Origin of the sequence: Candidatus Stoquefichus sp. SB1 (genome assembly GCF_001244545.1) — a bacterium.
In the GTDB taxonomy this organism is placed as follows: Bacteria; Bacillota_I; Bacilli_A; order Erysipelotrichales; family Coprobacillaceae; genus Stoquefichus.
Genome location: NZ_LN852696.1, coordinates 869204 through 893862, shown reverse-complemented (window position 1 = coordinate 893862; position 24659 = coordinate 869204). Strand labels below are relative to the sequence as shown.

Genomic DNA, 24659 nt, shown 5'->3' with positions numbered 1-24659 from the left:
TAACATATCCTTTTGGTAAACCAAAAGGATATGTCTTGATGTTACTGTGTTATTGTATTTTCGTTTTCACGTTTTTTAATAGCTGGCATAATTAATCCTAAAGCAACCAATACAATTGGTGTAATAATATTTAGAGCAGTTGTAAACATATCTCCTGCTTTATACATTCCTAGTAAACAACATGCAGCTGTAACTACGAAACACCATACTCCAGCTGTAAGAGCAATACCCTGATTTTTAACAAATTTATACTCAGGATGGAATTTATCTTTCGCTTTACGCAAAGCAATATAAGCAACAAACACCCATAAATAACGCATTGGCATTGTGACTGAATTTAATTTTGTTAACTGTGTTAAGACAGCATCAGCACTAGGTACTAAAGCCTGAATTAAAATAATCGCTCCTGATAAAACAGCAACCATCTTAATTCCATTCACATATGCACCATATTGGTTCTTCTTCAATAATTTTGTCGGAATAAATTGACGTGCATTTTCGTTATCTAATAACATACGTAATGGTGCATCAATAGAGATAACCAATGTTGAGAATTGTCCAATAGCATTACATGCTGCATAAATCATCATTAATGCATTTCCCAGACCATAATAATTACCTAATTTTTGGAATGCCCAATAAGCCCCATTGGCATTATATGCATCGAAGTTAGCTGCAATATCTGCAGGATCAAACATCATTCCCATAGCAACTGTTCCTAAAATAGCACAAACCATAACCATGATAGCTAAAGCAATCATCCCTTTAGGGAATCCTTTTGAAGGATTTTCTACTTTATTAACATAAGGTGAAATCTTTTCACATCCTCCAACAGCAAATACCAAGATTGATAATGATGTAAAATATCCCATGTTAAATTGTGGAATTAAATTTTTCCAGCTAAAGTCCATATGTAAATAACCACCATTAGGATTAATAGCAGGTGCTGCAAACATCATGATAATGTATAAAATAGACATAATAAACATACTTGTTCCAGCAAGTGTTGCTAATTTCTTCAATGGATTTAAACCACGACTCGCAACCCAGCAGAAAAACAAAAAGATCGCAAGTGTTGCAAATTGAATAAGTCTTGTATCAAATGTCGCAAATGTTGTTCCATTTTGAAAAGCCATCCAACTTAATGCCTTTAAGCCACCGCTTCCTTTGCTTGCAATATAAGTAATATGACAAGCCCAATAAGTCCATCCTGCATAATAAGCAAGTTTAGGTCCTAATGTTTCTTGAATCCAAGAACTCACTCCTCCACCTGCTGTTTTAAATGCTGAACCTAATTCTCCGACCATTAATGCATAAGGTACAAAGTACAATGCAAACATCATGATCCAGCTAAAAATAACTTGAATACCGTTAAAGTATATAAATCCGTTCACAACATTTCCAAAACCCCAGACAGTTGAAAATGCCATAAATGCAAGATTATACCAAACGATTTTTTTCGAATCTGACACTCGAATAACCTCCCTTTCTTATAAAAACTATCTAGAAAAACCACAAAATTGTATCATTGTACAAACAACGATATTTTCCGACAGCTTATATATTATAACAAAAAGACCGTTTTTATACCATAATTTTATATTTTTTTATTATCTTAAGAAAAACATTATTGATTTTTGCTAAAATCATGTGTAGAATAAAGCCAACGAAAAGGATGATTGGATGAAAAAGCAGAATTTATTTCCCTATATACTCACATTTTTAATGGTCTGCCTTATGGTTGGCTGTTCTTTATTATTAAATGAACCAGAAATTATTTTTCCAGAAATTACTGCACTTACTATTGGTGCCTGGTTGGCTCCTAAACAAGTTTGGAAAACATCATCATTGAAATTAGTTATACTGATTATGATTTATGCCATTATTGGTGTTTGTCTGGTACGCTATCTTCATATGTCTTTAACCTTTAAAGTCATGTTGGCTTTTCTTCTTTGTAATCTTGGTCTTATCATCTCTCACACTACATTTGCTCCACTCATTTCAGCTTGTATTTTACCTATTTTAATGCATACCGAATCTTGGATTTATCCTATTTCAGCAACAATAATGGCTTTTATGATTGTGGTTATTCAAAATTTTTTACAAAAGAAAGGCGATTGTCACCCATATCATTATGAACCGGTACAATTTGATTATCGCCATGAATTCACTTTATTTATCAAAAGATTTATCATTATTAGTATTCTAGGATTTTTAGCTATTCGCTTAAATAATCGTTTATTAATTGCTCCACCACTCATTGTTGCTTTTTTTGAATTAAGTGGAAATCATAAAAAATTAAGAAGTCATTCTCTTAAACTCTATACTTTTACTGTTTTTATGGCTTTTATAGGTGCGTATTTAAGATATTATTTAACAGTTCAAAATCATTTTTCAATCATTTGGGTCGTCATGCTATCAACATTCATTTTATTATGCTGTATCTATTATTTTGAAATCTTTTTCCCACCTGTTGGTGCCATTACAATTTTACCTATGATTATTCAACCTGATTTATTATTGGTTTATCCTATTCTCATTGCCTCTGGATTTGCATTGCTTATTATTGCAGCTTTTTTGATATCCGCTGACAATAGCCTTGTTAATTGATCAATTGTTCTGATGCTTCTTCATATGATAAGAAATACAATTCATGGATACCTAAATGATCAGAGGGTGAAATTAAATCATGAAATTCTAAGTCTTCTAACACATAGAAGGCTTTTTCTTCGCTAAAAGATAGCTGTTCAACAAGCAAGTCAACTGAAGCATATCCCGCTTCTAACAAGACATCAATGACACTCTTATATGGATCAATTGGTCTTTCTATCTGAGGTTTTCTGAAATGAAAAAGTGAGTGTGCATTGGCTTTACGTTTTAAGCTATCTAAATATTGCCCATCCCATAAAGTCACTCCATTTGACTGAGCTAAGGCTTTAGCCTGTGCTGTAAAACGATTATTTGTAACCACAATAGCCTGATCACATTCATAATATTGACATCCTGAATAGACTTGTTGAACAGCTGCAACCCCGACTGGTTTTTGATAAAGTTTACATTGAAATGCATAACTTTCCCCTTTATAATCAGCCAATATATCAATACCATAATCACCACTACGTTTGGTTAATTCAACATGTTTATAGCCATTCCTTCTTAATACTTCACAAACATATTCTTCAAATGCTTCACCACTCATTCGTTCATCTAAATCAGGAATCCAGCCAAACAACCAACCAAAAATCATTTTAAAAATAAACATAATCACTTTCATAATAAATTTGATTATATAAAAAGGAATCATTACAATAAATTTCACTATTTTCATAAACATTCTTAACCTCATATCATTTCTCTCAATTCTATAACAGCCATTATATCATAATCTAGTATTTACAAAAACAAAAGTCATGATAAAATAAATAAGACAAAGGAGAATGCTTATGTTAATTACTGCTTCACACATTACAAAATATAATCTTTTCAAATGTATTGTTGATGATGTTTCTTTTACCATCAATGAAACAGATAAAGTTGCATTGATTGGTATTAATGGAACTGGTAAATCAACATTATTGAAAATGATTGCTGGAACCGATGACTATCAGGGAGATATTTTAAGAAAAAAGGATATTCGTATCAGTTATTTACCACAAAACCCCCATTTTCAAGATCATTTAACGCTCTTACAACAGGTTTATGAATATGTTGATCAAAGTGTTCCTGATTATGAAGTTCAAGCAATCTTAAATAGATTTGGAATAAAAAATTATACTCAAAAAATACAAGAACTTTCTGGTGGGCAACAAAAACGTGTTGCCTTAGCAATTACACTCTTAAAACCATGTGATCTTTTGCTTTTAGATGAACCTACCAATCATCTTGATAATGAAATGATTGAATATCTTGAAAAGTATTTAATAAAGTTTAATAAAGCATTATTAATGGTCACTCATGATCGTTATTTTTTAGAACGTATTACAAATAAAATCTTTGAATTAGATCGTTCAAAAATTTATGGATATGATGCAAATTATTCACACTTTTTAGAATTAAAAGCACAAAGAGAAGAAGTTGAACTAGCAAGTGAAAGAAAGAGAAAACTATTCTTAAAAAAGGAGCTAGAATGGGTAAGAGCTGGTGTGCAGGCACGTTCTACCAAAAGTAAAGATCGTTTACAAAGATTTGAAGAATTAAATAATCAAAAAGATAGAGAGAAAATTCAAAATGTAGAAATGTTAAGTGTTTCTTCACGATTAGGTAAAAAAACCATTGAATTAGAAGATGTTTCAATGAGTTATGAAAATAAACTCTTTGAACCTTTCTCTTATCATTTTAAAAGAAATGATCGTGTTGGTATATTAGGAAAAAATGGATGTGGAAAATCAACCTTATTAAATATTATTGCTGGTGATATTCAACCTACACAAGGTCAAGTTATTTTAGGAGAGACAATTAAAATTGGGTATTTCAAACAGGGACATGGCGATATGAATCCAGCATTAAATGTTATTGATTATATTCAGGAAACTGCACGTGTTTTAAATACTATGAATGGACAACTGACTGCTAAGCAGATGTGTGAAAAGTTTTTGTTTGAATCTGATATGCAGTATACACCTATTGAAAGATTATCTGGTGGTGAAAAGCGTAGATTATATCTTTTAAAAGTATTAATGGAAGCACCTAATGTTCTTTTATTGGATGAACCAACCAATGATTTAGATATTATGACATTACAAATATTAGAAGATTATTTAGATGATTTTCAAGGAATTGTTATTACTGTATCTCATGATCGTTATTTCTTAGATAGAATTTGTGATGGGCTCTTTGTTTTTAAAGATCAAATGATCACTTATTGTAATGGTGGGTATAGTGAAATGATTTCAATTGCTGATACTCAGATAAAAACAAATCGTGATACAAATCAAAAGTATAAAGAACAAAAGAAAAAAAGAATCAAACTCTCTTATCATGAAAAACAAGAACTTGAAACTTTAGAGAATTTGATTCCTACATTAGAAAAACAATTAAAAGATATTGATGAACAAATGAATGGAGTGACTGATTTTCAAGAGATTCAAAATCTCACACAGCAAAGAGATCAATTAGAAAATGATATTGAAATGCAAAGTGAAAGATGGATGGAACTCTTAGAAAAACAAGAACAGTCTCAATCATAAACTAATTGGCAAATAGATAAATGGCAATAATGAAAGGAACTATCAAGTATAATACTGATATAACACTCACAATATTGGTCATAATCGTATTTTGTTCCCCTTGACTGGCTTTAATATAATAAAGATCAGCACCTGGTCCAAATCCCCTACCTGTGCTACCAGATGCACCACCAGGCACAAGAAGTCCAATAATTCCAAAACAAACTAATGCTGTCAAAACATAAAGAACTGTTGGCAGTTGAGGTGCAAATCTAAATAAATAAGCCCCACCAATAACAACAACCGTATAAATAACAAGTGCTATCAAACGTTTCATCATATTCCCTTCTTTCTATCTATTTATATTATATCATTTTTCTTTCACAAATGATAAACAATTAGAAATCCGCTGTTATTTATTTGAAATATGTATCTAAAAACAAGATCATTTTAAAAATGACCTTGTTTTTTATTCTTTATTTTCTTGAACTTTTATTTTAACAACAGTTTCATCCACCTGAATATCTTTAACAGCTTCATCAACTGTTGCAAATAAAGGAATATCCACTTTAGCAGTATCTTCATCCTGTGTATCTAATTTGACTTTTAATGCCATCTTTTTTCCTCCTATAATAATTGATTAAGTAATGTGACTGATGCCATTGCATCTTCACTATAATAATCCGCGCCAATTTCATCAGCAATTTCCTGGGTTAAGACTGCACCGCCAACCCAAATTGGACAATCACAGCCCGCTTGATGTAATGCTTCAATTGTTTTTTGCATATTGACAACAGTGGTTGTCATCAGTGCACTTAATCCTATGATTTTAGGCTGATGTTGATGATAAGCTTCAACCACTTTTTCAACCTTCACATCTTTTCCTAAATCAATCACCTGATAACCATAACTCTCTAGTACCACCTTGACAATATTCTTACCAATATCATGAATATCGCCTTCTACAGTACACATCATGACTGGACCTTTGACTTGACTGTCAACATGGAATGTTGATTTGACAACTTCAAAAGCTTTTTTTGTCGTTTCTGCTGATTGGATCAGTTGTGGTAAAAAGATTAGATTTTTTTCATAATCTTTTCCGACTTTATTTAAAGCTGGAATAATCATATTATTGATGACATCCATTGCATCATGGACTTGTAAAACTTCTTTTGTTTTTGCTTGAACTTCATCTTTTAGTCCATGAATAATCATATCTTCTAAAGAAAATGCCGATGTCACAGCTGGTTGAATAGTTTGAACTTGACTCTGTTTAGAAATATAGTGTGTACTCTCTGGATCAAAATAATAAAGGACATTATAGGCATCAATGGTTCCCATTAATTCTTGATCTAAAGGATTGATAATAGGTAAATCTAAACCTGCCTGCATAGCTAAAGTTAAGAATGTTCGATTTAATAATGGACGATTAGGTAATCCAAATGATACATTAGAAACACCAAGAACTGTATGAACACCAAGTTCCTGTTTGACAAGAGTCAATGCTTTTAATGTTTCTTGAACTTCTTTTTGTTGGGCAGAAGCTGTTAATGTTAAACAATCAATAATAATATTTTCTTTAGAAATACCATACTCATCAGCTTTCTCTATGATCTTTTGAGCAATCTTTAAACGTTCTGTAGCCAATAAGGGAATTCCATCTTCTAACGTCAAACCAATCACAACACCACCATATTTTTTTACAATAGGGAAAATAGCATCCATGACTTCATTTTTACCATTAACTGAATTAATCAACGGTTTTCCATTATAATAACGACAAGCCTTCTCAATTACTTCCGGTGAAGATGAATCAATCTGTAAAGGTAAATTAATCACTTCCTGTAATAATTTTATCACTTTGACCATTGTTTGGGATTCATCAATACCTGGTAATCCCACATTCACATCTAAGATATCAGCCCCAGCTTGTTGCTGCTTAATTCCTTCAACAACACATTCATCATAACGCCCTTCTTTAAGTGCTGCTTTTAATTTCTTTTTGCCTGTTGGATTTAACCTTTCTCCACAAACAACGATTTGACCTTCAAATGTCACTGTTTGATTCAAACTAGAAACACGAGTATATTTTTTAACACTACGCTTAGTGACAAAACGGGGAGCAATCTTTTTTAATTCAGCAATAAAATCTGGTGTTGTTCCACAACATCCCCCCACAATACTGACACCATTATCCATGTATTCTCGCATATTATTTGCATATTCATCACTTGTGACATGATAACATGTTTCTCCATTATGTAAACAAGGAAGTCCAGCATTGGGTTGAATCATCACTGGAGTATTTGCAACTGATAATATATCTTCAATAATAGGTTTCAGTTCATTAGGTCCTAACGAACAATTGACTCCTAGTGCATCGACCCCCAAGCCTTCTACCACATTCACAAATGTTAATGGATCAGTACCTGTTAAAGTTCGTTTATTTTGTTCAAATGTCATTGTGACAAAAACAGGCAAATCACTATTTTCTTTAACCGCTAAAATCCCTGCTTTGACTTCATACAAATCAGTCATCGTTTCTAGTAGCACAACATCAACATCATCTTTTACCATTAATATTTGAGAAGAAATCATTTCATAAGCTTCATCAAATGATAATGTTCCTAAAGGTTCTAACAATTGTCCTATGGGACCAATATCTAAAACAATATAAGCATTTGGATTCACACGCTCACGTGCTATTTTCGCATTATTCACAGCCGCTTTTAATAAATCACAATAACAATATCCACTATCAGCCATTTTCAAAGGATTACAGCCAAAAGTATTGGTTGTAATAAAATCAGCACCTGCTTGTAAATAACGTGTATGAATATCAATAATAATATCTGGATGTTCTATATTATAAACTTCAGGTATTTCTCCTGCTTTTAATCCCGCATTTTGAAGTTGCGTCCCCATTGCACCATCAAAAATCAGTAAATCTTTTCCTAATCTTTCACGTAACATCTTTGTCCCCCTTTTCTTAACAAACAATCATCTTTTCTGATACATGACATACATGACTTTGCCTGATTATCACCAATACCAATGATTCCTAACATTGATTTCATTGGTAAAAACAAACCGCCTTTATTAATAGATACACCTATTTTCTTATCAATTTGTAGAACTCTTGATAAAGGAATATTATATGAAAGTGGTAAATCTCCATATCCTGGTGCAAAACGAAAAGTATGAACTGGTAAGTCCAATGTTTTTTCATAAGCATCACAACATTCTTCTAAATAACGATTACTCACCGCATCAAAGACAATGGCTTTTGCCATATCAATATGTTCATAATACTTAATCTGGCGATCAATTCCAATTCCTAATGTACAAGCAATGACTAAACACTGATGACAATTTTGAAAATAAAAATCCAAATCTCTAGAATCAATAGTCATCTTTAATTCTGTAATCATGAGTGGCCGATGACTGAGCGAAAATTGTTGATGAACAACTTTAAAATGAGCTATCTTTGAGACTTCTAAAATACACTCATCAATCAACTGCTGATGTTTATCATCAAGTTCACCAGACCAATTTAAATACTGCAATATCGCTTTCTTATTCATGATTCAACTCTTTTAAAACAGTTGGAATATTAGCAAAAATAGCCTTAGCAATTTCAGGCTTATTCATTGTATAAATATGAATACCATCTACACCATTGGTAATTAAATCAATAATTTGATGAGTCGCATAATTAATCCCAATTTCCTTCATAGCATTTGGATAACGATAATAAGACTCAATCATTGTTGACAACTGATAAGGAATAGAACATCCACACATTTTAGCAGTATGCAGTAAAGATTTAGAATTGGTAATTGGCATAATACCAGCCAGAATAGGAACATTGATACCTCTTTTTCTCGCTTCTTTTACCAATCGATAATAATAGTTGTTGTCAAAGAAAATTTGGGTAATCAAATATTGTGCCCCAGCATCCACTTTTTCTTTAAGTGCTTTTAAATCGTCTTCAAAACACGCTGCTTCTTGATGAACTTCTGGATAACATGCTCCTGATAAGCAAAAGTCACCAGGAAACTCTTGACTAATTAATTGATTTAAATCTTTTGCATATTGAAATTCTAAATGATTTTTATCAAAAGACTCATCTTGTGGATAATCCCCTCTTAAAGAAAGAATATTTTCAATATGATTATCTTTTAACTGCTGACATATCTCTAAGACTTCTTTTTGTGTTGAAGATATACACGTTAAATGTGCAACTGCTTCAATTTGATAATCATTTTTTATCTTTGAAGCAATTTCCACAGTTTTTCCTTTTGTTGAACCACCAGCACCATAAGTCACACTGATAAAATCTGGTTTTAACTTTGCCAATTCATCAATAGTATAATAAATCGATGAAATATCTCCTTCTTTATTCTTTGGAGGAAAGACCTCAAAAGAAATTGTTGCTTTATTTTTCAAAATTTCCGAAATTTTCATACATTTACACCCCATTTTGCTATATTTTAAAGCAAATAAAGAGAATAGTCAAAACTATTTTTAAGAATAAAAACAGTTGACTTCTTGCCAACTGTTTAATCCTTAACATTTATATTTTCTAAACCATCATTTTTAAGTATATAATAAAGTGGAAATAAAGAGATAGATATAAATATGAATATCATCACTAACACTGGTAAAATTTGTTTTATAAGCGGGATACCATCCATAAAAATATGCCAGCCACCATTAGCCCCATATTGAATCATCATATCAGCAAAATGATAATAAATTGCACATATAAAACCAATAAATGCTATAAGCATAGATTTATAAGCATAAATAAGCCAAATTTCAATTTTTCTTAACCCTATTAATTGATAACTACCAATAGTATATCGCTGTTTAAGTATTTCATAAGAGAGTTGATACATATAAATAAAACCAGCTATTAACAAAATACTGATTTGAATAATCGGAATTTCTTTAGCATCTTGTGTCACTTCTTGACTTAAATTTAACTGCTCATTTGCTAAACTATCTTTCCAAAAATATTTAATATGACCACCTTGTTTAGCAAAAGCTATTAAGCCTTGTGTTTTTTTATCAATAGAATCAAATTTAACAATCACATTCTGATAATGATTCATATCTCCATATTTTTGAAAATCATCTACTGACATCACAATAAATTCTTCCTCATATTCACCTATTTGATGTTGTATCTTATAAACATCATCTTGGATATTGACTTCATTTTTTCCATAAGTTTCTGCAAATTGAGAACTCACAATAATTTCTCCTGGATTTATGTTTTTAATCCAAAAGTTTTGCGCAAGATTTTCATCAAAACAATATACTTTTCCATAGCCATCTGAATAATCATGTAATTTAAAAGTATGGTGATAATCTATTTGAGAAGCATAGGATTTAAAGGCATCAAAATCATGGATATTTATTGTCTTGTCTTCATAGACTGTAAACTCAATAGTCATTTGTTGATGATTTTGAGGTTTAACAAGATTCTCTTTTTGTTGTTGTAAGGATTGGTTATATATGGACATTCCTATCATATCTAACAACATCAAAGAAGCTATAAAAATCAGAAAAATCTTAACAATCATTTGTTTTTTATGAGCTACAAGCTGACGCCAGCCTAAATAAAATGGACGCATATGATGTAATTTTTTATAACGATAATAGAAATATTGAAATTCATTATTTTGAAAAGAACCAGTTAATGCACGATAACTTGCACTTCTCGCAGGCATAAAGTAACTGATAAAAGTCATCAGACTGATGATAAAAACAATCCCTATAAGATATGAAGAAAAAAACGTTATTGGAATGATTGTTTCAATCACATTTTTTAAAAGACTGATAATAAGAAATGATATTCCAAAAGCAACACTCACTGAAGCAACTATGAAAATTAATGATTGTAAAAAAACAACATAATACAATTGACGTCTGGTTGCTCCAATTCCCCTTAAAAGAGCATAATCATCTTTACGATTATCAAAAGAAGCAATTGTCATCCCTGATAAAATAACACAGCCAACAATAAAAAGGACAAATTGTACCATAACAATCAGTATATCTAATTGATGGTCCGTTAAAAAATCTTCAGTATAAAACATCGAATCCAAACCTAATTCATATGCATTATCAATAACTTTTGAATCATCTGTTTGAAGATAAATACGATACCTTTCCTCCTTATCTTCATTCATTGTAACAATCGATGATTCTCCACTCTCTTCTAAAATACCTGTAATATACCATCTACCGACTTGCATTTGACCATCCAAACCAACATAAGGAATCTCAACTGTTTTTCCTAATTCATCTGAATATCCATATTTTTCTAAAACTTCTTTTTTAATAGCAATTTCATGTTTTTGTGTTGGTAATCTTCCCTGTTGTATCCTTACAGCAATTATTGTTGGATCACCAATAATATAATTTATTGAATCATCAGTAAAAGTATATCCTAAATTTTGTATGAAACATGTTTTCACATCAGCTTCTTGTAATGGTTTCTTTACTCCATCCAAAGAAATAATCATTTGATTTAGTTGATCTTTTGTATATGTGTTTTTAGTAGTATAATCAAAAGCTCCATATTCTTTTTGAAATTCAAGCACATAATGATTCCCAAAGATTGGGGTAAGTGAAGTCAACAAGATACATATAACAGCAATGAATACCAATATGATAAATGTCATCAAAGTATCCTTTTTATGATTCTTTAAATCATTAAACGCAAAATGATTTAAAATATTATTTTTCATCTGAATCACCCACAATTCGACCATCACTAATTGTTATGATGCGATCTGCTTGTGATGCAATCATATCATCATGTGTCACCAGGATGAGGGTTTGATGATATCTTCGCTGTGATAATTTTAACAGTTCTACCACTTCCTGTGAACTTTTGGCATCCAGATTTCCTGTTGGTTCATCAGCTAAAATAATCGCCGGTTTCATTGCCAAGGCCCTGGCAATCGCTACTCTTTGTTGCTGCCCTCCTGATAGTTCTCTGACAAAGGCAGTTTTCTTCTCTTTTAAATCCAGCAAGTCTAAAAGTTCATCTACATATTGTTGATCTTCTTTTAAATGATCCAGATGAATGGGTAGTACAATATTCTCAATGACATTTAAACTGGAAATCAGATTATAAAACTGAAAGACAAAGCCCATTCTCCGTCTACGATAACGTGACAGCTGATCATCACTCATATCATACAATGACTTCCCTTCTAGCATTACCACTCCATGCTGAGGCTTCGTTAATCCTCCCATTACATGTAATAAAGTCGATTTCCCGCTTCCGCTTTTACCAACAATAGCGACAAAACTTCCTTCCTCAATCGTGATATTGATTTGAGAAATTGCATCTACCTTATTTTCATCATAACCATAACTCTTTCTTACATCCTTTAATTCTAATAGTGCCATCATTCTTCCCTCCTACTATCTACTATAATCGTTTATTCTGACTAGATAGTGACTGGATACTTACTTTTTGTTTCTTTTTGAGGTAATAGGATTTCAAACACTGCGCCTTGATCATTATTAATTCAAATAGTACTATCATAATCATCACTAATATGTTTTATTATAAATTAAGAGAATAGTCAAAACTATTCTCTTAATTGTTTGTTTTCTAAACCATCTTTTCTTAAAATTGAGTAGATTGTTAATAAAGATAGGGAAATCAAAACAATAATAATCAAAATTGGTATGCCAATTTGTTCTCGGATTGCTTTTGAAGTTATATAGATAGGCCAATTTCCATCCACATTATTCATATACAAAGATACAAAATGATAATAGACAGCACATACAAAACCTATCATTGCTATAAAAAGTGATTTTGATGCATAAATCATCCATATCTCACGTTTTTGAAAACCTAAGAGCTGATAAGTCCCAATATTTTCCTTATCTTTCATAATTTCATAAGCCAATTGATAGACATATATAACTGAGGCTCCAACGATAATAACTGTTGATATATAAGATAGACTATGTATGCTATAATCTTTCCAGCTATCTATATCCTTCATAGCCATTAATAAGCTATCTTTACACTGATAATAGCCCTTTAAATCTTTTTGTTTTGCAAAAGCTAAATATCCATTTGTTTTATCATGAATGTTTGCAAAGTTGATTTGAATACAAGTCTTTTTTTGAAGATCATCATATTGTTGATAATCTTCCTGATTCATAACCACAAAATCTGTATTCCCTGGAATACTTTCAACAATTGTATATTCTTGTTTATCAATCGATAAAGTATCTCCTTCGTTTCTATAAGTCTGACTCGCTATGATTTCTCCAGATTTTAATTCTTTATCTAGATGAAATGCTTTTTTTGTATCATCATTATAACTATAAACTTGAACTCTATTTTCTTCCATTTCTATATAAGGCATGTAAAATATTTCTTTGGCATACTGCTGATATACATCAAAGAAATGTAAATCGTTTTGTTGATTCAAATTTTCTAATTGATACTTTATAGATATTTCAGTTGTCTGTAAACGATTTTGAGCATCACTCATTTTTTTAGATATCGAATCTTCTTGATCAAATTTATTTCCAATCATGATCATAGTGAATAAACATACAATAAAAATCAGAAAAATTTTGACAAACATTTGTTTTTTACGTCCAACAAGTTGTCGCCAGCCTAAATAAAGTGGTCTCATCTGATGTAATTTCTTATAACGATAATAGAAATATTGAAATTCATTGCTTTCAAAAGAACCAGTTAAAGCTCTACGACAAGAGGCTCTAGCAGGTATAAAATAACTTATAAAACTTGTCAAAAGTATGATAATACCTATACCTATATAATATTCAAAATAGAACTCTAAAACTATTTTTGATTGAAAAATTGTTTGGCAACAAAGACCGGCTACGACATATAAAACGGAAGCCAATGCAAAGGCACACAGACCAATGAAGACAGTCTGCAGGAAAACAACATAGTAAAGCTGCCGTTTGGTTGCACCTAATCCCCTTAGCAATGTGTAATCTTTTTGCCGGTTTTGAAATGAAGCAATTGTTAATCCTGAAGCAATAACATTCCCAATGATAAACAAAATAAATTCAATCATAACAACCAAGGTATCTAAACCTTTACGTGTTTGAAACACCTCATTCATTGCTAGTAGCTGTATTTTTTTAGAGAGAACTTTTCTATGTTGTTGATTTCTCAAGTAAACCCGATAACAATTCGCTCCCTGATAATCACCAGTAATCACTGATGAATTCCCAGAGAAAGCTAAAAAGCCAACAATCTTCCCCTCAATCACACCATAATTTTCTTCATTATTTTCATCAGTAAAATAATAAGGAATAGAAATATTTTGATTTAATGAACTCTCATAACCCAAATTTCTTAAAACTTCTTTTTTGACAGCCAATTCATTTTCATGTTCAGGTAAACGTCCTTCACTGATATTAACAGCAAGATTGGTTAAATCTCCATCAATATAATCAATACTATCTTCTGTAAGTGTTGTTCCTATATGATGTAGCAGTGTATATAATATCGGTGCATCTTTAAAAAGATAGTCTTGACCACCAATTGTTAAATGATCATTTAATATCTCATCCTTGCTTAATTCATGCTCACTTTCATAGTCATAATAACCAAATGTTTCCTTATATTCAAGATCATATAAATTTAGTAGCAAAGGTGATAAAAATGTAACCATCAGCATGATAAAAGAGAGACATGTTAAAGTCATAAAGGAGACAATTGTATCTGTCTTGTGATTCTTTAAATCATTAAATGCAAAATGATTTAAAATATTATTTTTCATCTGAATCACCCACAATTCGACCATCACTAATTGTTATGATGCGATCTGCCTGTGATGCAATCATATCATCATGCGTTACCAGGATGAGGGTTTGATGATATCTTCGTTGTGATAATTTTAACAGTTCTACCACTTCCTGTGAACTTTTGGCATCCAGATTTCCTGTCGGTTCATCAGCTAAAATAATCGCCGGTTTCATTGCCAAGGCTCTGGCAATCGCTACTCTTTGTTGCTGCCCTCCTGATAGTTCTCTGACAAAGGCAGTTTTCTTTTCTTTTAAATCCAGCAAGTCTAAAAGTTCATCTACATATTGATGATCTTCTTTTAAATGATCCAGATGAATGGGTAATACAATATTCTCAATGACATTTAAACTGGAAATCAGATTATAAAACTGAAAGACAAAGCCCATTCTCCGTCTACGATAACGTGACAGCTGATCATCACTCATATCATACAATGACTTTCCTTCTAACATTACCACTCCATGCTGAGGCTTTGTTAATCCTCCCATCACATGCAATAAAGTCGATTTCCCACTTCCGCTTTTACCAACAATAGCGACAAAACTTCCTTCCTCAATTGTGATATTGATTTGAGAAATTGCATCTACCTTATTTTCATCATAACCATAACTCTTTCTTACATCCTTTAATTCTAATAGTGCCATCATTCTTCCCTCCTACTATCTACTATAATCGTTTATTCTGACTAGATAGTGACTGGATACTTACTTTTTGTTTCTTTTTGAGGTAATAGGATTTCAAACACTGCGCCTTGATCATTATTAATTTGAATAGTGCCATGATGATCTTCAATAATCTGTTTCGTTATGGAAAGACCAATCCCGATACCTTGATGATTTTGATATTGATTACGATAAAATCGCTCAAAAATATGGGGAATATCTTCTGGCAAAAAACCTTTTCCATGATCATGAATAATGATTTTATTATAAGAGGATTGTTGTTGATAAGAAATATGAATATGGGAATGATCAATTTGCTCAATACAGTTTTTTAAGATGTTTTCTAATGCTTCACTCATCCATTGAAAATCACAATAAATCATTTGTTTTTCATTTTGTATAAAAAATGAAACATCATGCTTTTCCATTAATGGTAATAAATGTTCTTGGATACTATTTAGTAATTCATCAAACATATATTCTTTTTTATGATAAACAATTGTTTGTGATTCTAATTGAGCGAGATGTAATAATGATTCTATATAATGATGAATCTGTTCTGTTTGAAAGATAATTTGCTCAACAATTTGATGCTGTTGTCCATTAGTTATTTCTAATAAGATATCTTCTTTTAAAAACATTGCGGTTAATGGTGTTTTGATTTGATGAGAAATATCTTCTATAAAGATCTTTAAATTTTGTTTTTCTAAGTTTAAATAGGCTATCATTCCTTGCATTCTTTGATTTAATAAATGTAAATGGGATGATAAAACAGCAATATAACTTTCTCCATCAATAATGGGAAATAAATCATCCTTTTGATCAATAATCATTTGAGTCATTTTAATCAGCGTCAATAATAATGATTTTAAATGTGAAACATAAAAACAATGGGCTATTAAAGCAATGATAGATAATATGAGAATACATGAAAAAAGATAGGAATCAGGGAACCATAATCCCAAACTAGATAAACATATGATACAAATAAAAAACAATATAAAACTTAAGGAATAAAGAGTTTGACTTTTCTTTATACGTTTTTCCATCGATAACCAATCCCCCTTACTGTCTCAATGTAGTCTCGCCCTTGATATGTTCCTAATTTTTCTCTTAATCTTTTCATATGAACTGTCACTGTATTATCTTCAATATAATTTCCTGTTCGCTCTTCAATAAATTCTATTAATCTTTCTCTTGTCACAACAATCCCTTGATTTTGGACCATTAAAAATAAGATTTCATAACCAATTGCACTTAAAACAATCTCTTCATTATTTTTAAAGATCTGATATTTTTTCATATCAATTACTAAATCATCAGTTTCAATGATTTCTTTATTTTTGATAACACGACGTGATATACTTTGCATTCTTGCAAGTAATTCATTGGCTCTAAAAGGTTTTGTAATATAATCATCACCACCTGCATTTAAAGCTTCAACAATTGTTTCTTCATCATTTCTAGCAGTTAAAAATAAGATCGGAACTTGTGAAATTTGTCTGATTTGTTGACATAAAGTGACACCATTACCATCTGGCAATTGAATATCAATAATAATCAGTTCAAATGATTTTAATTCCTTCTTTAAAACGTCTTTGATTGTATAAGCCTGTTGGACCTGATAGCCTTTCATCATTAATAAATCTTTTAATGTTTCTTGTATCCCCAGATCATCTTCTACGATAAGTATCATTTTCATTCCCCCTTTATCCTTATTGTAACATATATGGAGTCAAAAAAAGAATAGCTAGTTGCTATTCAAATCTTTCTTCATACATATACAAATATCATCACCAATAAAATCACCAAAATTATCAACCAAATAATACCCACATTTTTCATAAAACAATATATTATCCTGCATATCTTTTCCTGTTTCTAAAAGACAATAACGATATCCATTGTTTATTGCAACAGTTTCTAAATGTTGCAATATTTGCGTAGCTACACCTTGTCGACGATATTTGGCACGGACATACATTCGCTTGATTTCTACATTCTGAGCATCAATATGTTTTAAGCAGCCACACCCTATAGGTTCCTTTTCATAACAAACACACTCATAAGCCATCAAAGAAAGCTGATGCAAACTTTGATAACGTCCAGCCACTTGTTGTCCCCAGGCATTTAAAAAGAAATCATCTAACTCTTGTACCAATGTTTGCAAATCATAATCGGTATAAGGAACTTGTCGAATTTCCACATCTGTCACCTCTATCAGATTATAGCATGCTATAATGAATAAGCCCATAAATTTTTAATTTGATATTTTAATTCTTTGAAAGTATAACCCTTCTGACTTTTTTCACGACTATTAGGATCATTAACATAAATCAACCCATTTTTATATTCACGTAAAACAATAAAATGTCCCTCAGTTGTAAAGGTTCCTTTTGAAACACTACAAATAATTGGATTCTTGGCAGTTAACTTTTCTTTAATCACTTCCTCATCCAATCCTAATTCTTCAACCTTTATACCAAATGACTTTGCTCCCTGATTCATTAAACCCCAAGCCGTTCCGCTTTCACTATAATAACCTTTCCCTCTTGCAAATTGAGCAATGCAATAGGGATGATATTGTCCATTTTGTTTGAGATAACTCACAACCATTGACAAACAAGTTGGTCCACATCCATTGATAGCCATAATATTATCACCATAATTTTTATATCCCCAACGTTCATCCCATTGCAGCAAAAGTGGAATTCCACCTGTTTTTAAGTCATCTTGAACATTCATAGAAAGATTTTTAGATGAATTTTGAGGATAATGTGCAACAAAAGGAATTGTTTCTTTATTATGCATTGCTAATTTTAATAAGGAAAGAGGATACTCATTTTGATGTTCTGTAATATATGACCATTCTTTTGAACTGTCATAAAAACTATCTAAATGAAGATCCTCATTTAAAACAAAATGATCTAAAATTAAAATCAAGAAAGGTATCATCACAATCACAATACCAATAACAATCTTTTTTTTCATACAATTTTCCTCCATACAAATCAAGTATAGAAGAAAAAACAATAAATTTGTTTAACAAATTCTTAAGAATTTATTAAAGTGGTAAAAGTGGAATCAAAACTTCAAATGTTGTAATATGATTTTGACTTTCAGCTTTGATAAATCCCTGATGCTGTTCAACAATCATTTTCGCAATAGATAATCCTAATCCTGAACCACCAGTTGCAGAAGAACGTGATTCATCTAAACGATAAAATTGTTCAAATATTGTTTGTAGTTTATCTTCTGGGATAGTTATTCCTATATTTCTAAATAAAATATGTGAATAAACATCATCCTGTTTTCCAACAATTGATATTGTTGTATTTTTATCACCATAATAAAATGCATTTTTTAAAATATTATTAAAAACACGAGCTATTTTATTAGCATCTGCATAAATCATCATAGAAGGTTCAACCTGAATATCAATGACTTGTCCTTTTTGATTCATAATTGGATAGAATTCTTCTTTCATTTGCTCTAATAAATAATATAAATTAATATCTTCTTTATGTAATGAACTATATGTTTGATTTAATTTTGCAATATCAAAAAACTCATTAATCAGTTTTTCTAAACGATATGCCTTCTCTAATGTCATATGTGTATATTTATGACGTAAATCATCGGGTAAATCATCTGTTTCATCTAATAAACATAAATACCCAATAACTGATGCTAGAGGTGTTTTGATATCATGAGCTAAATAAGCAATCATATCAACTTTATGTTGAGCTTCTTTAATTGCTTTTTTTTCATTTTCAATAGATTCAATTTTTAATTCATTTAAATCATTTTCTAACTCAAATAATGATTCATCCAATATAATTCTTTGATTATCTTTTTGAAATAATATTTTCATTTGAGAAAAGACATGGGAAATTTTTTGAATGGCATAAACTTCTACAATCAATGAATTCAATAAAAGAACAATTAATAACGTCATAAATACAAAAGCACTTTGATTTTTTAAAATAAAATTAGCAAATGTCCAACCAAATATCTCTTGAATAAAATTAATTGCAGCACCATTATAAAAATGATCAACAAAAAAATAAAACAATAACATTAATACAATAGATATAATTGCAATGATTAAATGCTTCTTTAAAATCTCTTTTTGAAATTTACTTGTATAATCTTTAGCCAATTTTATAACCTACTCCCCAGATTGTCTGAATATATTTAGGATTTTCTGCTGAATCATTCATTTTCTCTCTTAAATGACGAATATGAACCATAACAGAACTACTTGAATTTGTATAATATTTCTCACCCCATAGATCTTGATATATCTGATCAACGCTCACAACTTTCCCTTTATGCGAACATAATAAATAAAGAATTGAAAACTCTGTAGGTGTTAATGATAGAGGCTGATTATTTAAAGTACATTGATGATTTGTTTGATCAATCGTTAATGCTCCAATAGTAATCACTGTTTCCTTTTGAAGTGATGGCATTGATGTATAACGTCTTAATTGGGCTTTGACACGTGCCATTAATTCCAATGGACGAAATGGTTTTGTGACATAATCATCTGCCCCTATTGTCAGTCCAGTAATTTTATCAATTTCTGTTTCTTTAGCAGTTAACATAATAATGGGAAAATTATAATGTTCTCTTATTTTTTGACAAATGGTTAAACCATCTATATCTGGTAGCATAATGTCTAAAATTGCTAAATCAATCTCTTCTTTATCAACACAGGCAAGTGCATGGGTTCCATTATAAAATTTATAAACTGTATATCCTTCATTTTTGAGATAAAGTTCTACTAAATCAGCAATTTCTTTTTCATCATCAACAACAAGTATATTCATAATTCCACCCCTTTTCTACATTATATTACATTATTGATATGAATTTATTAAGAATCTATTAAGAAAAAAAGGATTTCTTTTAAAAATCCTTCAGTATCATATCAATAGCTTCAGCAAAACCATCTTCTTCACAATCACTCACAATATAATGAGCCAATTCTTTGATTCTTTCCTCAGCATTCATAGGTGCAAAGGAACAAGGAAATTCTTCAAACATGCTTAAATCATTCATGCCATCACCTAAAACAGCAATTTCGTCAATAGATATATGTTTAAGCTGTGCAACTTTTTTAAGAATATAGCCTTTTTGTGCATTCTCATCTGTTACTTCAACATTATCATCAAAAGAAGATAGATAAGAAATTGTAGGAATTTGTGCTAGTTGTTCTTTTGTCGGTGGAATATCCTTAGCATCTAATGAAAAAGCTTCAACCTTAATAATATCTAAATCACGTTTTAAAAATTCCTCAAAATGATTTATTTTTTGTAATTGATTACAAGGAGACATCGCAAAAGCACCCTGGTCAGCATAATCTTCAGGTCGACTATGAAAACGGCGAACAGCTCTTTCTATAAACATATCTTTAACAAATTGAGGCTCTAAGCCAGTATAAAATCCCTGTGTTGTAAAAATCATATAAGGGATATGTGCTGCTTCAAAAATAGAAACAATATTGAAACATACATCTTTATTCAAATAACAATCCATAACAATTTGATGATTCTCATCACAGTATTGTGCTCCATTTCCTAAAATCGCACTACAATGAATATCATAACGATCTAAAACTGAACGTACCCCCTGATAATCCCTACCACTTGCAATTGCAAATTCTATACCAGATGCCTGTAATTGATGAATCGCCTTTAAATTAGCTGGCGAGATTTGACTTTGATGATTAATTAATGTTCCATCCATGTCACTTACAACAAGTTTTATCATATAATCACACTCCTGATAAAATCATATCATAACTCCTCGAATAAAAAATCAAATTTACAAATATAGAAATTTTTAGCACTCTATGCTTGACAGTGCTAAAAAGAGTGGTATAATATAATTGTAGTTAGGGAGATCCCCTAATGAGGTAGTTGTTTCATTTCTCAATAGTGTATTGAGAATTATGGTGGTAAAAAAGAAAGAGGCGATATTTTATGAAATTCCTACCTACATTTAGTGATATGTTTGATGATTTATTCCATGATCCATTTAATTATTCATCAGTTGATGCAATGCGTACTGATATTGTTGAAAAAGATGGACAGTATTTAATGAATATGGAACTTCCTGGTTATAAAAAGGAAGATATCCAAATGGAATTAAAAGATGGTTACTTGATTATCAATGCAACAAAAAATATTGATAATGAAGAAAAAGATGATGAAGGTCATGTGATTAGACGTGAGCGTTATAGTGGAAGTTGCAGTCGTAACTTCTATGTTGGTGAAGGTATCAAAGAAGAAGATATTAAAGCATCATTTGATAATGGTGAGTTAAAGATTTCTATTCCTAAAGATACAGTTAAACAAGTTGAAGAAAAGAAATATATTTCTATTGAATAAATGGTGAAAACAGCTAGGATAATTAATTTCCTAGCTGTTTTTTTATTCTTCTTTCATATAATGTGGTAAATAAAAGATTTGTTGTAAAAAATCATCAAATTCTTCATTAGGAATATGGGTATATTCTGATACTTTATATCCCCTTTCTTGAATGGCATCATAACTTAATAATGTATTTTTTAAAACAGCATCAAAATTATGATAAATGTATGTTCCTTTAGCTTTGGCATTCTTTAAGCGATGCTGAGCATATTTTTTTATAAAATAAACAAATTGAGCTTGAGCAATGTCTCTTTCAATGGGATTATTATGAAAATAAACAAGGGCTGGTTTATATTCAAAATGATTATCCTGATAAAGACTTGTCATAAGCTGGATATCATAATTTAATGTGAAATCAAAAAAAGCTTGTGAATCAGGATATCTTGTGAGTTCATCATATAATCTGATAGCTTCAAAAATGGCTGTATCAACATAAATCATCGATGCTCTTGGTATTTTCAAAGGCTCTTTAGTTAATTCTTGAATATAATTTAATTCCTGATCGATACCAATAGAATAAAGTTTATGTGTATTTTTACCTAATGAATAAACAAGATAATTTTGATCATCTCCATTATAGGATATTTCTCTTTCATTAAGTTCATCTTTTGTATTGATACCATAATAAATTGCATTTTTAATAAAACGTTCAAGATTTGGTAGTTTATCTTTTTGAAATAGATCTAAAGACATTAGAAAATCATATATGTACATATTTTTCACTCCTTCTATACTTACATTTGTATATGTTTGATATTTTTATTATATCAGCAGTTTAAATAGTTATCAAATATAATTCTATTTTAAATAGATATTTCACAGATTTTAATGAGTTTTCGTTATAATCATATAAAAGAGGTGAAAAGCTATGTTGAAAATTGGTAAAATTATTGCTGCTCGATTAGAACAGAAAAATTTAACACAAAAAGCAGCAGCTGATCAACTCAATATTAATCCAAAGACATTTTCAACATATGTCAATGACACCTGTTATCCGCCATTAGATGTATTAAGAGATATTTGTCAATTATTAGATATTGATCTTAATCACCTGTTAGGGCTTCATGATCATGGTAATCTTGATTTATTAATTCAAGGTAAAGATGAAGCAAGAGTTTGTCAAACAATCAGATCACTTAATAAAGATGAAAATATTTTTTATATGCAAGGAATTGATTTTTTAGATAAAGCACTCAAACATATGCGTAAAGATAAGCAAAAATAAAAGTTATCCATTCAACGGATAACTTTTATACTTTCATCTAAAATAAATATTTTGTGACTACCATAGCCAATCCTAAAACTGTTAAAACAACTCCAGTTGCCTGATTTAACACTTTTGGTTCTGCCTTATTTGCAAACAAAGCAGCGACTCTGGCCCCAACAAGAGTCGCAATGATACATACAATTAATGCTTCTAAATCTGGAAAACCACCAATATACATATGTGATGCAGCACCTGTAAAAGCAGTAAAGGCCATAATAAACACACTTGTTCCAACTGCTGTTTTCAGTTCATATTGAAGTACAGATGTTAAAATTAATAATAACATCATTCCGCCACCTGCACCAATAAATCCACAAATAAATCCAATTAAACAACCACATAATAAAGATTGAATCACTTTTTGTTTTTGCGTTTTAGATGCTAAGGCTTCTTTCGTTGTCATAACTGGTTTAACAATAAACTTAATTCCTAATAATAATGTCATAAAGACTGAAAAACTTCCCATTGTTCCACTTGGTACCAAAGAAGCAATATAACTTCCAATAAGTGTAAAAACAAGGACACTTGCTAACATGACCAAACCATTTTTAACATCTAAGTTCTTATTTTTACCATAAGTATAAGCTGAGATAGCTGAAGCCAAAACATCTGATGCTAAAGAAATACCAACTGCCTCATAAGGATCAAAACCTAAAAAAGTAATCAACATTGGTGAAATAACAGCGGCTGCTGATAATCCTGCCAACCCAGTACCAATTCCCGCTCCCATTCCAGCAACAATATAAATAAACCATGCAAACATTATAAATGAACCTCCTCTTGTTTTATGTTGTCATACATCTGTTGAACCATTTTTTGATATATCTTTTTTTCTTCTAAAGTAAAATTTTTAAATAGTATCTCATTAAAATGTTTTTGCACTTGTAAACCATCATGAATAAGAGGCTGAGATAATGGTAAAAGATACAAATGATATTTACGTTTATCATTTTTATCTTGAATGGATTCAATATATCCATTTTTCAACAATTTCTCTATTCCCATTGAAGCATGTGATTTCACAAGTCCTCTTTTTTCTACAATATCCTTGGCACTATCAAATTCAGGATTATTGTTTAAAAAGAGTAAAATATCTAATTCACTACGTGTGATATGATATTTTTCCATGACATCTAAACATAGATGATCATAAAGTTTTTTCATGCTATGAATCATATTGAGTAATTCTGTCATACGCCCTCCAAATAGTTCTATTTTGAACTATTATAATATAAAATATGCAAATGTCAATAAACTGTACATCAATTTTTTTCATCAGATGAAAAG

At 30.6% G+C, this 24659-nt stretch carries 25 protein-coding genes; 4 read left to right on the top strand and 21 right to left on the bottom strand.

All coding sequences use genetic code 11. The features are described 5' to 3' along the window. Positions 1 to 41 precede the first annotated feature (41 nt). Positions 42 to 1472 carry an amino acid permease gene (locus tag BN1865_RS16875; RefSeq protein ID WP_082190029.1) on the bottom strand — a complete coding sequence of 477 codons (1431 nt, stop codon included), beginning with the start codon at positions 1470 to 1472 and terminating at the stop codon, positions 42 to 44. A gap of 211 nt (positions 1473 to 1683) precedes the next feature. On the opposite strand from BN1865_RS16875, the gene BN1865_RS16870 reads away from it, so the two are divergent. Next, complete coding sequence (locus tag BN1865_RS16870; protein WP_050638417.1) at positions 1684 to 2610, top strand: hypothetical protein; 927 nt, start codon at positions 1684 to 1686, stop codon at positions 2608 to 2610. On the opposite strand, the gene BN1865_RS16865 is transcribed toward BN1865_RS16870, so the two are convergent. Beyond that, positions 2603 to 3328 (bottom strand): restriction endonuclease, encoded by a 726-nt coding sequence (locus BN1865_RS16865; protein WP_050638621.1) that lies wholly within the window; start codon positions 3326 to 3328, stop codon positions 2603 to 2605. The two genes, BN1865_RS16870 and BN1865_RS16865, sit on opposite strands and share 8 nt — an antisense overlap. A 115-nt stretch (positions 3329 to 3443) precedes the next feature. Between BN1865_RS16865 and BN1865_RS16860 the strand changes: the two genes are divergently transcribed. After that, positions 3444 to 5186, top strand: coding sequence for an ABC-F family ATP-binding cassette domain-containing protein (locus BN1865_RS16860; RefSeq protein WP_050638416.1), 1743 nt, complete (start codon positions 3444 to 3446; stop codon positions 5184 to 5186). Position 5187: 1 nt separating this feature from the next. Here BN1865_RS16860 and BN1865_RS16855 read toward each other — a convergent pair whose 3' ends face one another. The 16 genes from BN1865_RS16855 to BN1865_RS16785 all read right to left on the bottom strand — a co-directional run bounded on the left by BN1865_RS16855 (position 5188) and on the right by BN1865_RS16785 (position 21443). Beyond that, positions 5188 to 5502, bottom strand: coding sequence for a hypothetical protein (locus tag BN1865_RS16855; RefSeq protein WP_050638415.1), 315 nt, complete (start codon positions 5500 to 5502; stop codon positions 5188 to 5190). Positions 5503 to 5634: 132 nt separating this feature from the next. Beyond that, positions 5635 to 5781, bottom strand: a complete 147-nt coding sequence (locus tag BN1865_RS18640) for a hypothetical protein (RefSeq protein WP_198527301.1) — start codon at positions 5779 to 5781, stop codon at positions 5635 to 5637. An 11-nt stretch (positions 5782 to 5792) separates the two neighbouring features. After that, positions 5793 to 8141 (bottom strand): homocysteine S-methyltransferase family protein, encoded by a 2349-nt coding sequence (locus BN1865_RS16850; RefSeq protein ID WP_050638414.1) that lies wholly within the window; start codon positions 8139 to 8141, stop codon positions 5793 to 5795. Then, positions 8123 to 8752 carry an ABC transporter substrate-binding protein gene (locus BN1865_RS16845; RefSeq protein WP_050638413.1) on the bottom strand — a complete coding sequence of 210 codons (630 nt, stop codon included), beginning with the start codon at positions 8750 to 8752 and terminating at the stop codon, positions 8123 to 8125. Before BN1865_RS16845 ends, BN1865_RS16850 begins: the two co-directional genes overlap by 19 nt. Beyond that, the gene (gene metF / locus BN1865_RS16840; RefSeq protein ID WP_050638412.1) at positions 8745 to 9635 is read right to left on the bottom strand and encodes a methylenetetrahydrofolate reductase [NAD(P)H]; all 891 of its coding nucleotides are present in this window, start codon (positions 9633 to 9635) and stop codon (positions 8745 to 8747) included. Before metF ends, BN1865_RS16845 begins: the two co-directional genes overlap by 8 nt. A gap of 95 nt (positions 9636 to 9730) precedes the next feature. Next, entirely contained in the window at positions 9731 to 11929 is a 2199-nt protein-coding gene (locus tag BN1865_RS16835; protein WP_050638411.1) for an ABC transporter permease, read from the bottom strand. Then, positions 11919 to 12599 carry an ABC transporter ATP-binding protein gene (locus BN1865_RS16830; RefSeq protein ID WP_050638620.1) on the bottom strand — a complete coding sequence of 227 codons (681 nt, stop codon included), beginning with the start codon at positions 12597 to 12599 and terminating at the stop codon, positions 11919 to 11921. The genes BN1865_RS16835 and BN1865_RS16830 overlap by 11 nt, the downstream gene beginning before the upstream one ends. A gap of 185 nt (positions 12600 to 12784) precedes the next feature. Continuing rightward, on the bottom strand, positions 12785 to 14977 hold the full coding sequence (locus tag BN1865_RS16825; protein WP_050638410.1) for an ABC transporter permease: 2193 nt from the start codon (positions 14975 to 14977) through the stop codon (positions 12785 to 12787). Next, positions 14967 to 15647 carry an ABC transporter ATP-binding protein gene (locus BN1865_RS16820; protein ID WP_050638619.1) on the bottom strand — a complete coding sequence of 227 codons (681 nt, stop codon included), beginning with the start codon at positions 15645 to 15647 and terminating at the stop codon, positions 14967 to 14969. The genes BN1865_RS16825 and BN1865_RS16820 overlap by 11 nt, the downstream gene beginning before the upstream one ends. Positions 15648 to 15688: 41 nt before the next feature. Further along, positions 15689 to 16714, bottom strand: a complete 1026-nt coding sequence (locus tag BN1865_RS16815; RefSeq protein ID WP_050638409.1) for a sensor histidine kinase — start codon at positions 16712 to 16714, stop codon at positions 15689 to 15691. Further along, entirely contained in the window at positions 16699 to 17361 is a 663-nt protein-coding gene (locus tag BN1865_RS16810; protein WP_082190027.1) for a response regulator transcription factor, read from the bottom strand. The genes BN1865_RS16815 and BN1865_RS16810 overlap by 16 nt, the downstream gene beginning before the upstream one ends. Before the next feature lie 54 nt (positions 17362 to 17415). Continuing rightward, complete coding sequence (locus BN1865_RS16805; protein ID WP_050638407.1) at positions 17416 to 17871, bottom strand: GNAT family N-acetyltransferase; 456 nt, start codon at positions 17869 to 17871, stop codon at positions 17416 to 17418. A 29-nt stretch (positions 17872 to 17900) separates the two neighbouring features. Beyond that, positions 17901 to 18656 carry a C39 family peptidase gene (locus BN1865_RS16800; RefSeq protein WP_050638406.1) on the bottom strand — a complete coding sequence of 252 codons (756 nt, stop codon included), beginning with the start codon at positions 18654 to 18656 and terminating at the stop codon, positions 17901 to 17903. 73 nt (positions 18657 to 18729) lie between these two features. Then, positions 18730 to 19827, bottom strand: a complete 1098-nt coding sequence (locus BN1865_RS16795; RefSeq protein WP_050638405.1) for a sensor histidine kinase — start codon at positions 19825 to 19827, stop codon at positions 18730 to 18732. Next, positions 19820 to 20500, bottom strand: a complete 681-nt coding sequence (gene vanR, locus BN1865_RS16790; RefSeq protein ID WP_050638404.1) for a VanR-ABDEGLN family response regulator transcription factor — start codon at positions 20498 to 20500, stop codon at positions 19820 to 19822. The genes BN1865_RS16795 and vanR overlap by 8 nt, the downstream gene beginning before the upstream one ends. Before the next feature lie 79 nt (positions 20501 to 20579). Then, complete coding sequence (locus BN1865_RS16785) at positions 20580 to 21443, bottom strand: Cof-type HAD-IIB family hydrolase (RefSeq protein ID WP_050638403.1); 864 nt, start codon at positions 21441 to 21443, stop codon at positions 20580 to 20582. Between the two features lie 212 nt (positions 21444 to 21655). Here BN1865_RS16785 and BN1865_RS16780 point away from each other — a divergent pair, with 212 nt between their 5' ends. Continuing rightward, positions 21656 to 22063 carry an Hsp20/alpha crystallin family protein gene (locus BN1865_RS16780; RefSeq protein WP_050638402.1) on the top strand — a complete coding sequence of 136 codons (408 nt, stop codon included), beginning with the start codon at positions 21656 to 21658 and terminating at the stop codon, positions 22061 to 22063. Between the two features lie 42 nt (positions 22064 to 22105). Here the strand turns inward: BN1865_RS16780 and BN1865_RS16775 are convergent, their stop codons facing one another. Then, positions 22106 to 22798: a hypothetical protein gene (locus tag BN1865_RS16775; protein WP_198527300.1), complete on the bottom strand. Its 693-nt coding sequence runs from the start codon at positions 22796 to 22798 to the stop codon at positions 22106 to 22108. Positions 22799 to 22973: 175 nt separating this feature from the next. On the opposite strand from BN1865_RS16775, the gene BN1865_RS16770 reads away from it, so the two are divergent. Next, on the top strand, positions 22974 to 23330 hold the full coding sequence (locus BN1865_RS16770; protein WP_050638400.1) for a helix-turn-helix domain-containing protein: 357 nt from the start codon (positions 22974 to 22976) through the stop codon (positions 23328 to 23330). A 37-nt stretch (positions 23331 to 23367) separates the two neighbouring features. On the opposite strand, the gene BN1865_RS16765 is transcribed toward BN1865_RS16770, so the two are convergent. After that, positions 23368 to 24135: a sulfite exporter TauE/SafE family protein gene (locus tag BN1865_RS16765; protein WP_050638399.1), complete on the bottom strand. Its 768-nt coding sequence runs from the start codon at positions 24133 to 24135 to the stop codon at positions 23368 to 23370. Further along, a complete protein-coding gene (locus tag BN1865_RS16760; protein WP_050638398.1) occupies positions 24135 to 24566 on the bottom strand; it encodes a MarR family transcriptional regulator in 432 nt (143 codons plus the stop codon). Before BN1865_RS16760 ends, BN1865_RS16765 begins: the two co-directional genes overlap by 1 nt. Between the last annotated feature and the right edge of the window lie 93 nt (positions 24567 to 24659).

Bases quoted from the DNA above. Each gene is read 5' to 3' on its own strand.
- BN1865_RS16860 (WP_050638416.1), top strand. From the start codon at position 3,444: ATGTTAATTACTGCTTCACACATTACAAAATATAATCTTTTCAAATGT.
- BN1865_RS16765 (WP_050638399.1), bottom strand. From the start codon at position 24,135: ATGTTTGCATGGTTTATTTATATTGTTGCTGGAATGGGAGCGGGAATT.
- BN1865_RS16815 (WP_050638409.1), bottom strand. From the start codon at position 16,714: ATGGAAAAACGTATAAAGAAAAGTCAAACTCTTTATTCCTTAAGTTTT.
- BN1865_RS16780 (WP_050638402.1), top strand. From the start codon at position 21,656: ATGAAATTCCTACCTACATTTAGTGATATGTTTGATGATTTATTCCAT.
- BN1865_RS16870 (WP_050638417.1), top strand. From the start codon at position 1,684: ATGAAAAAGCAGAATTTATTTCCCTATATACTCACATTTTTAATGGTC.
- BN1865_RS16810 (WP_082190027.1), bottom strand. From the start codon at position 17,361: ATGATACTTATCGTAGAAGATGATCTGGGGATACAAGAAACATTAAAA.
- BN1865_RS16855 (WP_050638415.1), bottom strand. From the start codon at position 5,502: ATGAAACGTTTGATAGCACTTGTTATTTATACGGTTGTTGTTATTGGT.
- BN1865_RS16845 (WP_050638413.1), bottom strand. From the start codon at position 8,752: ATGAATAAGAAAGCGATATTGCAGTATTTAAATTGGTCTGGTGAACTT.
- BN1865_RS18640 (WP_198527301.1), bottom strand. From the start codon at position 5,781: ATGGCATTAAAAGTCAAATTAGATACACAGGATGAAGATACTGCTAAA.
- BN1865_RS16800 (WP_050638406.1), bottom strand. From the start codon at position 18,656: ATGAAAAAAAAGATTGTTATTGGTATTGTGATTGTGATGATACCTTTC.
- BN1865_RS16850 (WP_050638414.1), bottom strand. From the start codon at position 8,141: ATGTTACGTGAAAGATTAGGAAAAGATTTACTGATTTTTGATGGTGCA.
- BN1865_RS16775 (WP_198527300.1), bottom strand. From the start codon at position 22,798: ATGTCTTTAGATCTATTTCAAAAAGATAAACTACCAAATCTTGAACGT.
- BN1865_RS16865 (WP_050638621.1), bottom strand. From the start codon at position 3,328: ATGAAAATAGTGAAATTTATTGTAATGATTCCTTTTTATATAATCAAA.
- metF (WP_050638412.1), bottom strand. From the start codon at position 9,635: ATGAAAATTTCGGAAATTTTGAAAAATAAAGCAACAATTTCTTTTGAG.
- BN1865_RS16830 (WP_050638620.1), bottom strand. From the start codon at position 12,599: ATGGCACTATTAGAATTAAAGGATGTAAGAAAGAGTTATGGTTATGAT.
- BN1865_RS16785 (WP_050638403.1), bottom strand. From the start codon at position 21,443: ATGATAAAACTTGTTGTAAGTGACATGGATGGAACATTAATTAATCAT.
- BN1865_RS16835 (WP_050638411.1), bottom strand. From the start codon at position 11,929: ATGAAAAATAATATTTTAAATCATTTTGCGTTTAATGATTTAAAGAAT.
- BN1865_RS16820 (WP_050638619.1), bottom strand. From the start codon at position 15,647: ATGGCACTATTAGAATTAAAGGATGTAAGAAAGAGTTATGGTTATGAT.
- vanR (WP_050638404.1), bottom strand. From the start codon at position 20,500: ATGAATATACTTGTTGTTGATGATGAAAAAGAAATTGCTGATTTAGTA.
- BN1865_RS16760 (WP_050638398.1), bottom strand. From the start codon at position 24,566: ATGACAGAATTACTCAATATGATTCATAGCATGAAAAAACTTTATGAT.
- BN1865_RS16770 (WP_050638400.1), top strand. From the start codon at position 22,974: ATGTTGAAAATTGGTAAAATTATTGCTGCTCGATTAGAACAGAAAAAT.
- BN1865_RS16825 (WP_050638410.1), bottom strand. From the start codon at position 14,977: ATGAAAAATAATATTTTAAATCATTTTGCATTTAATGATTTAAAGAAT.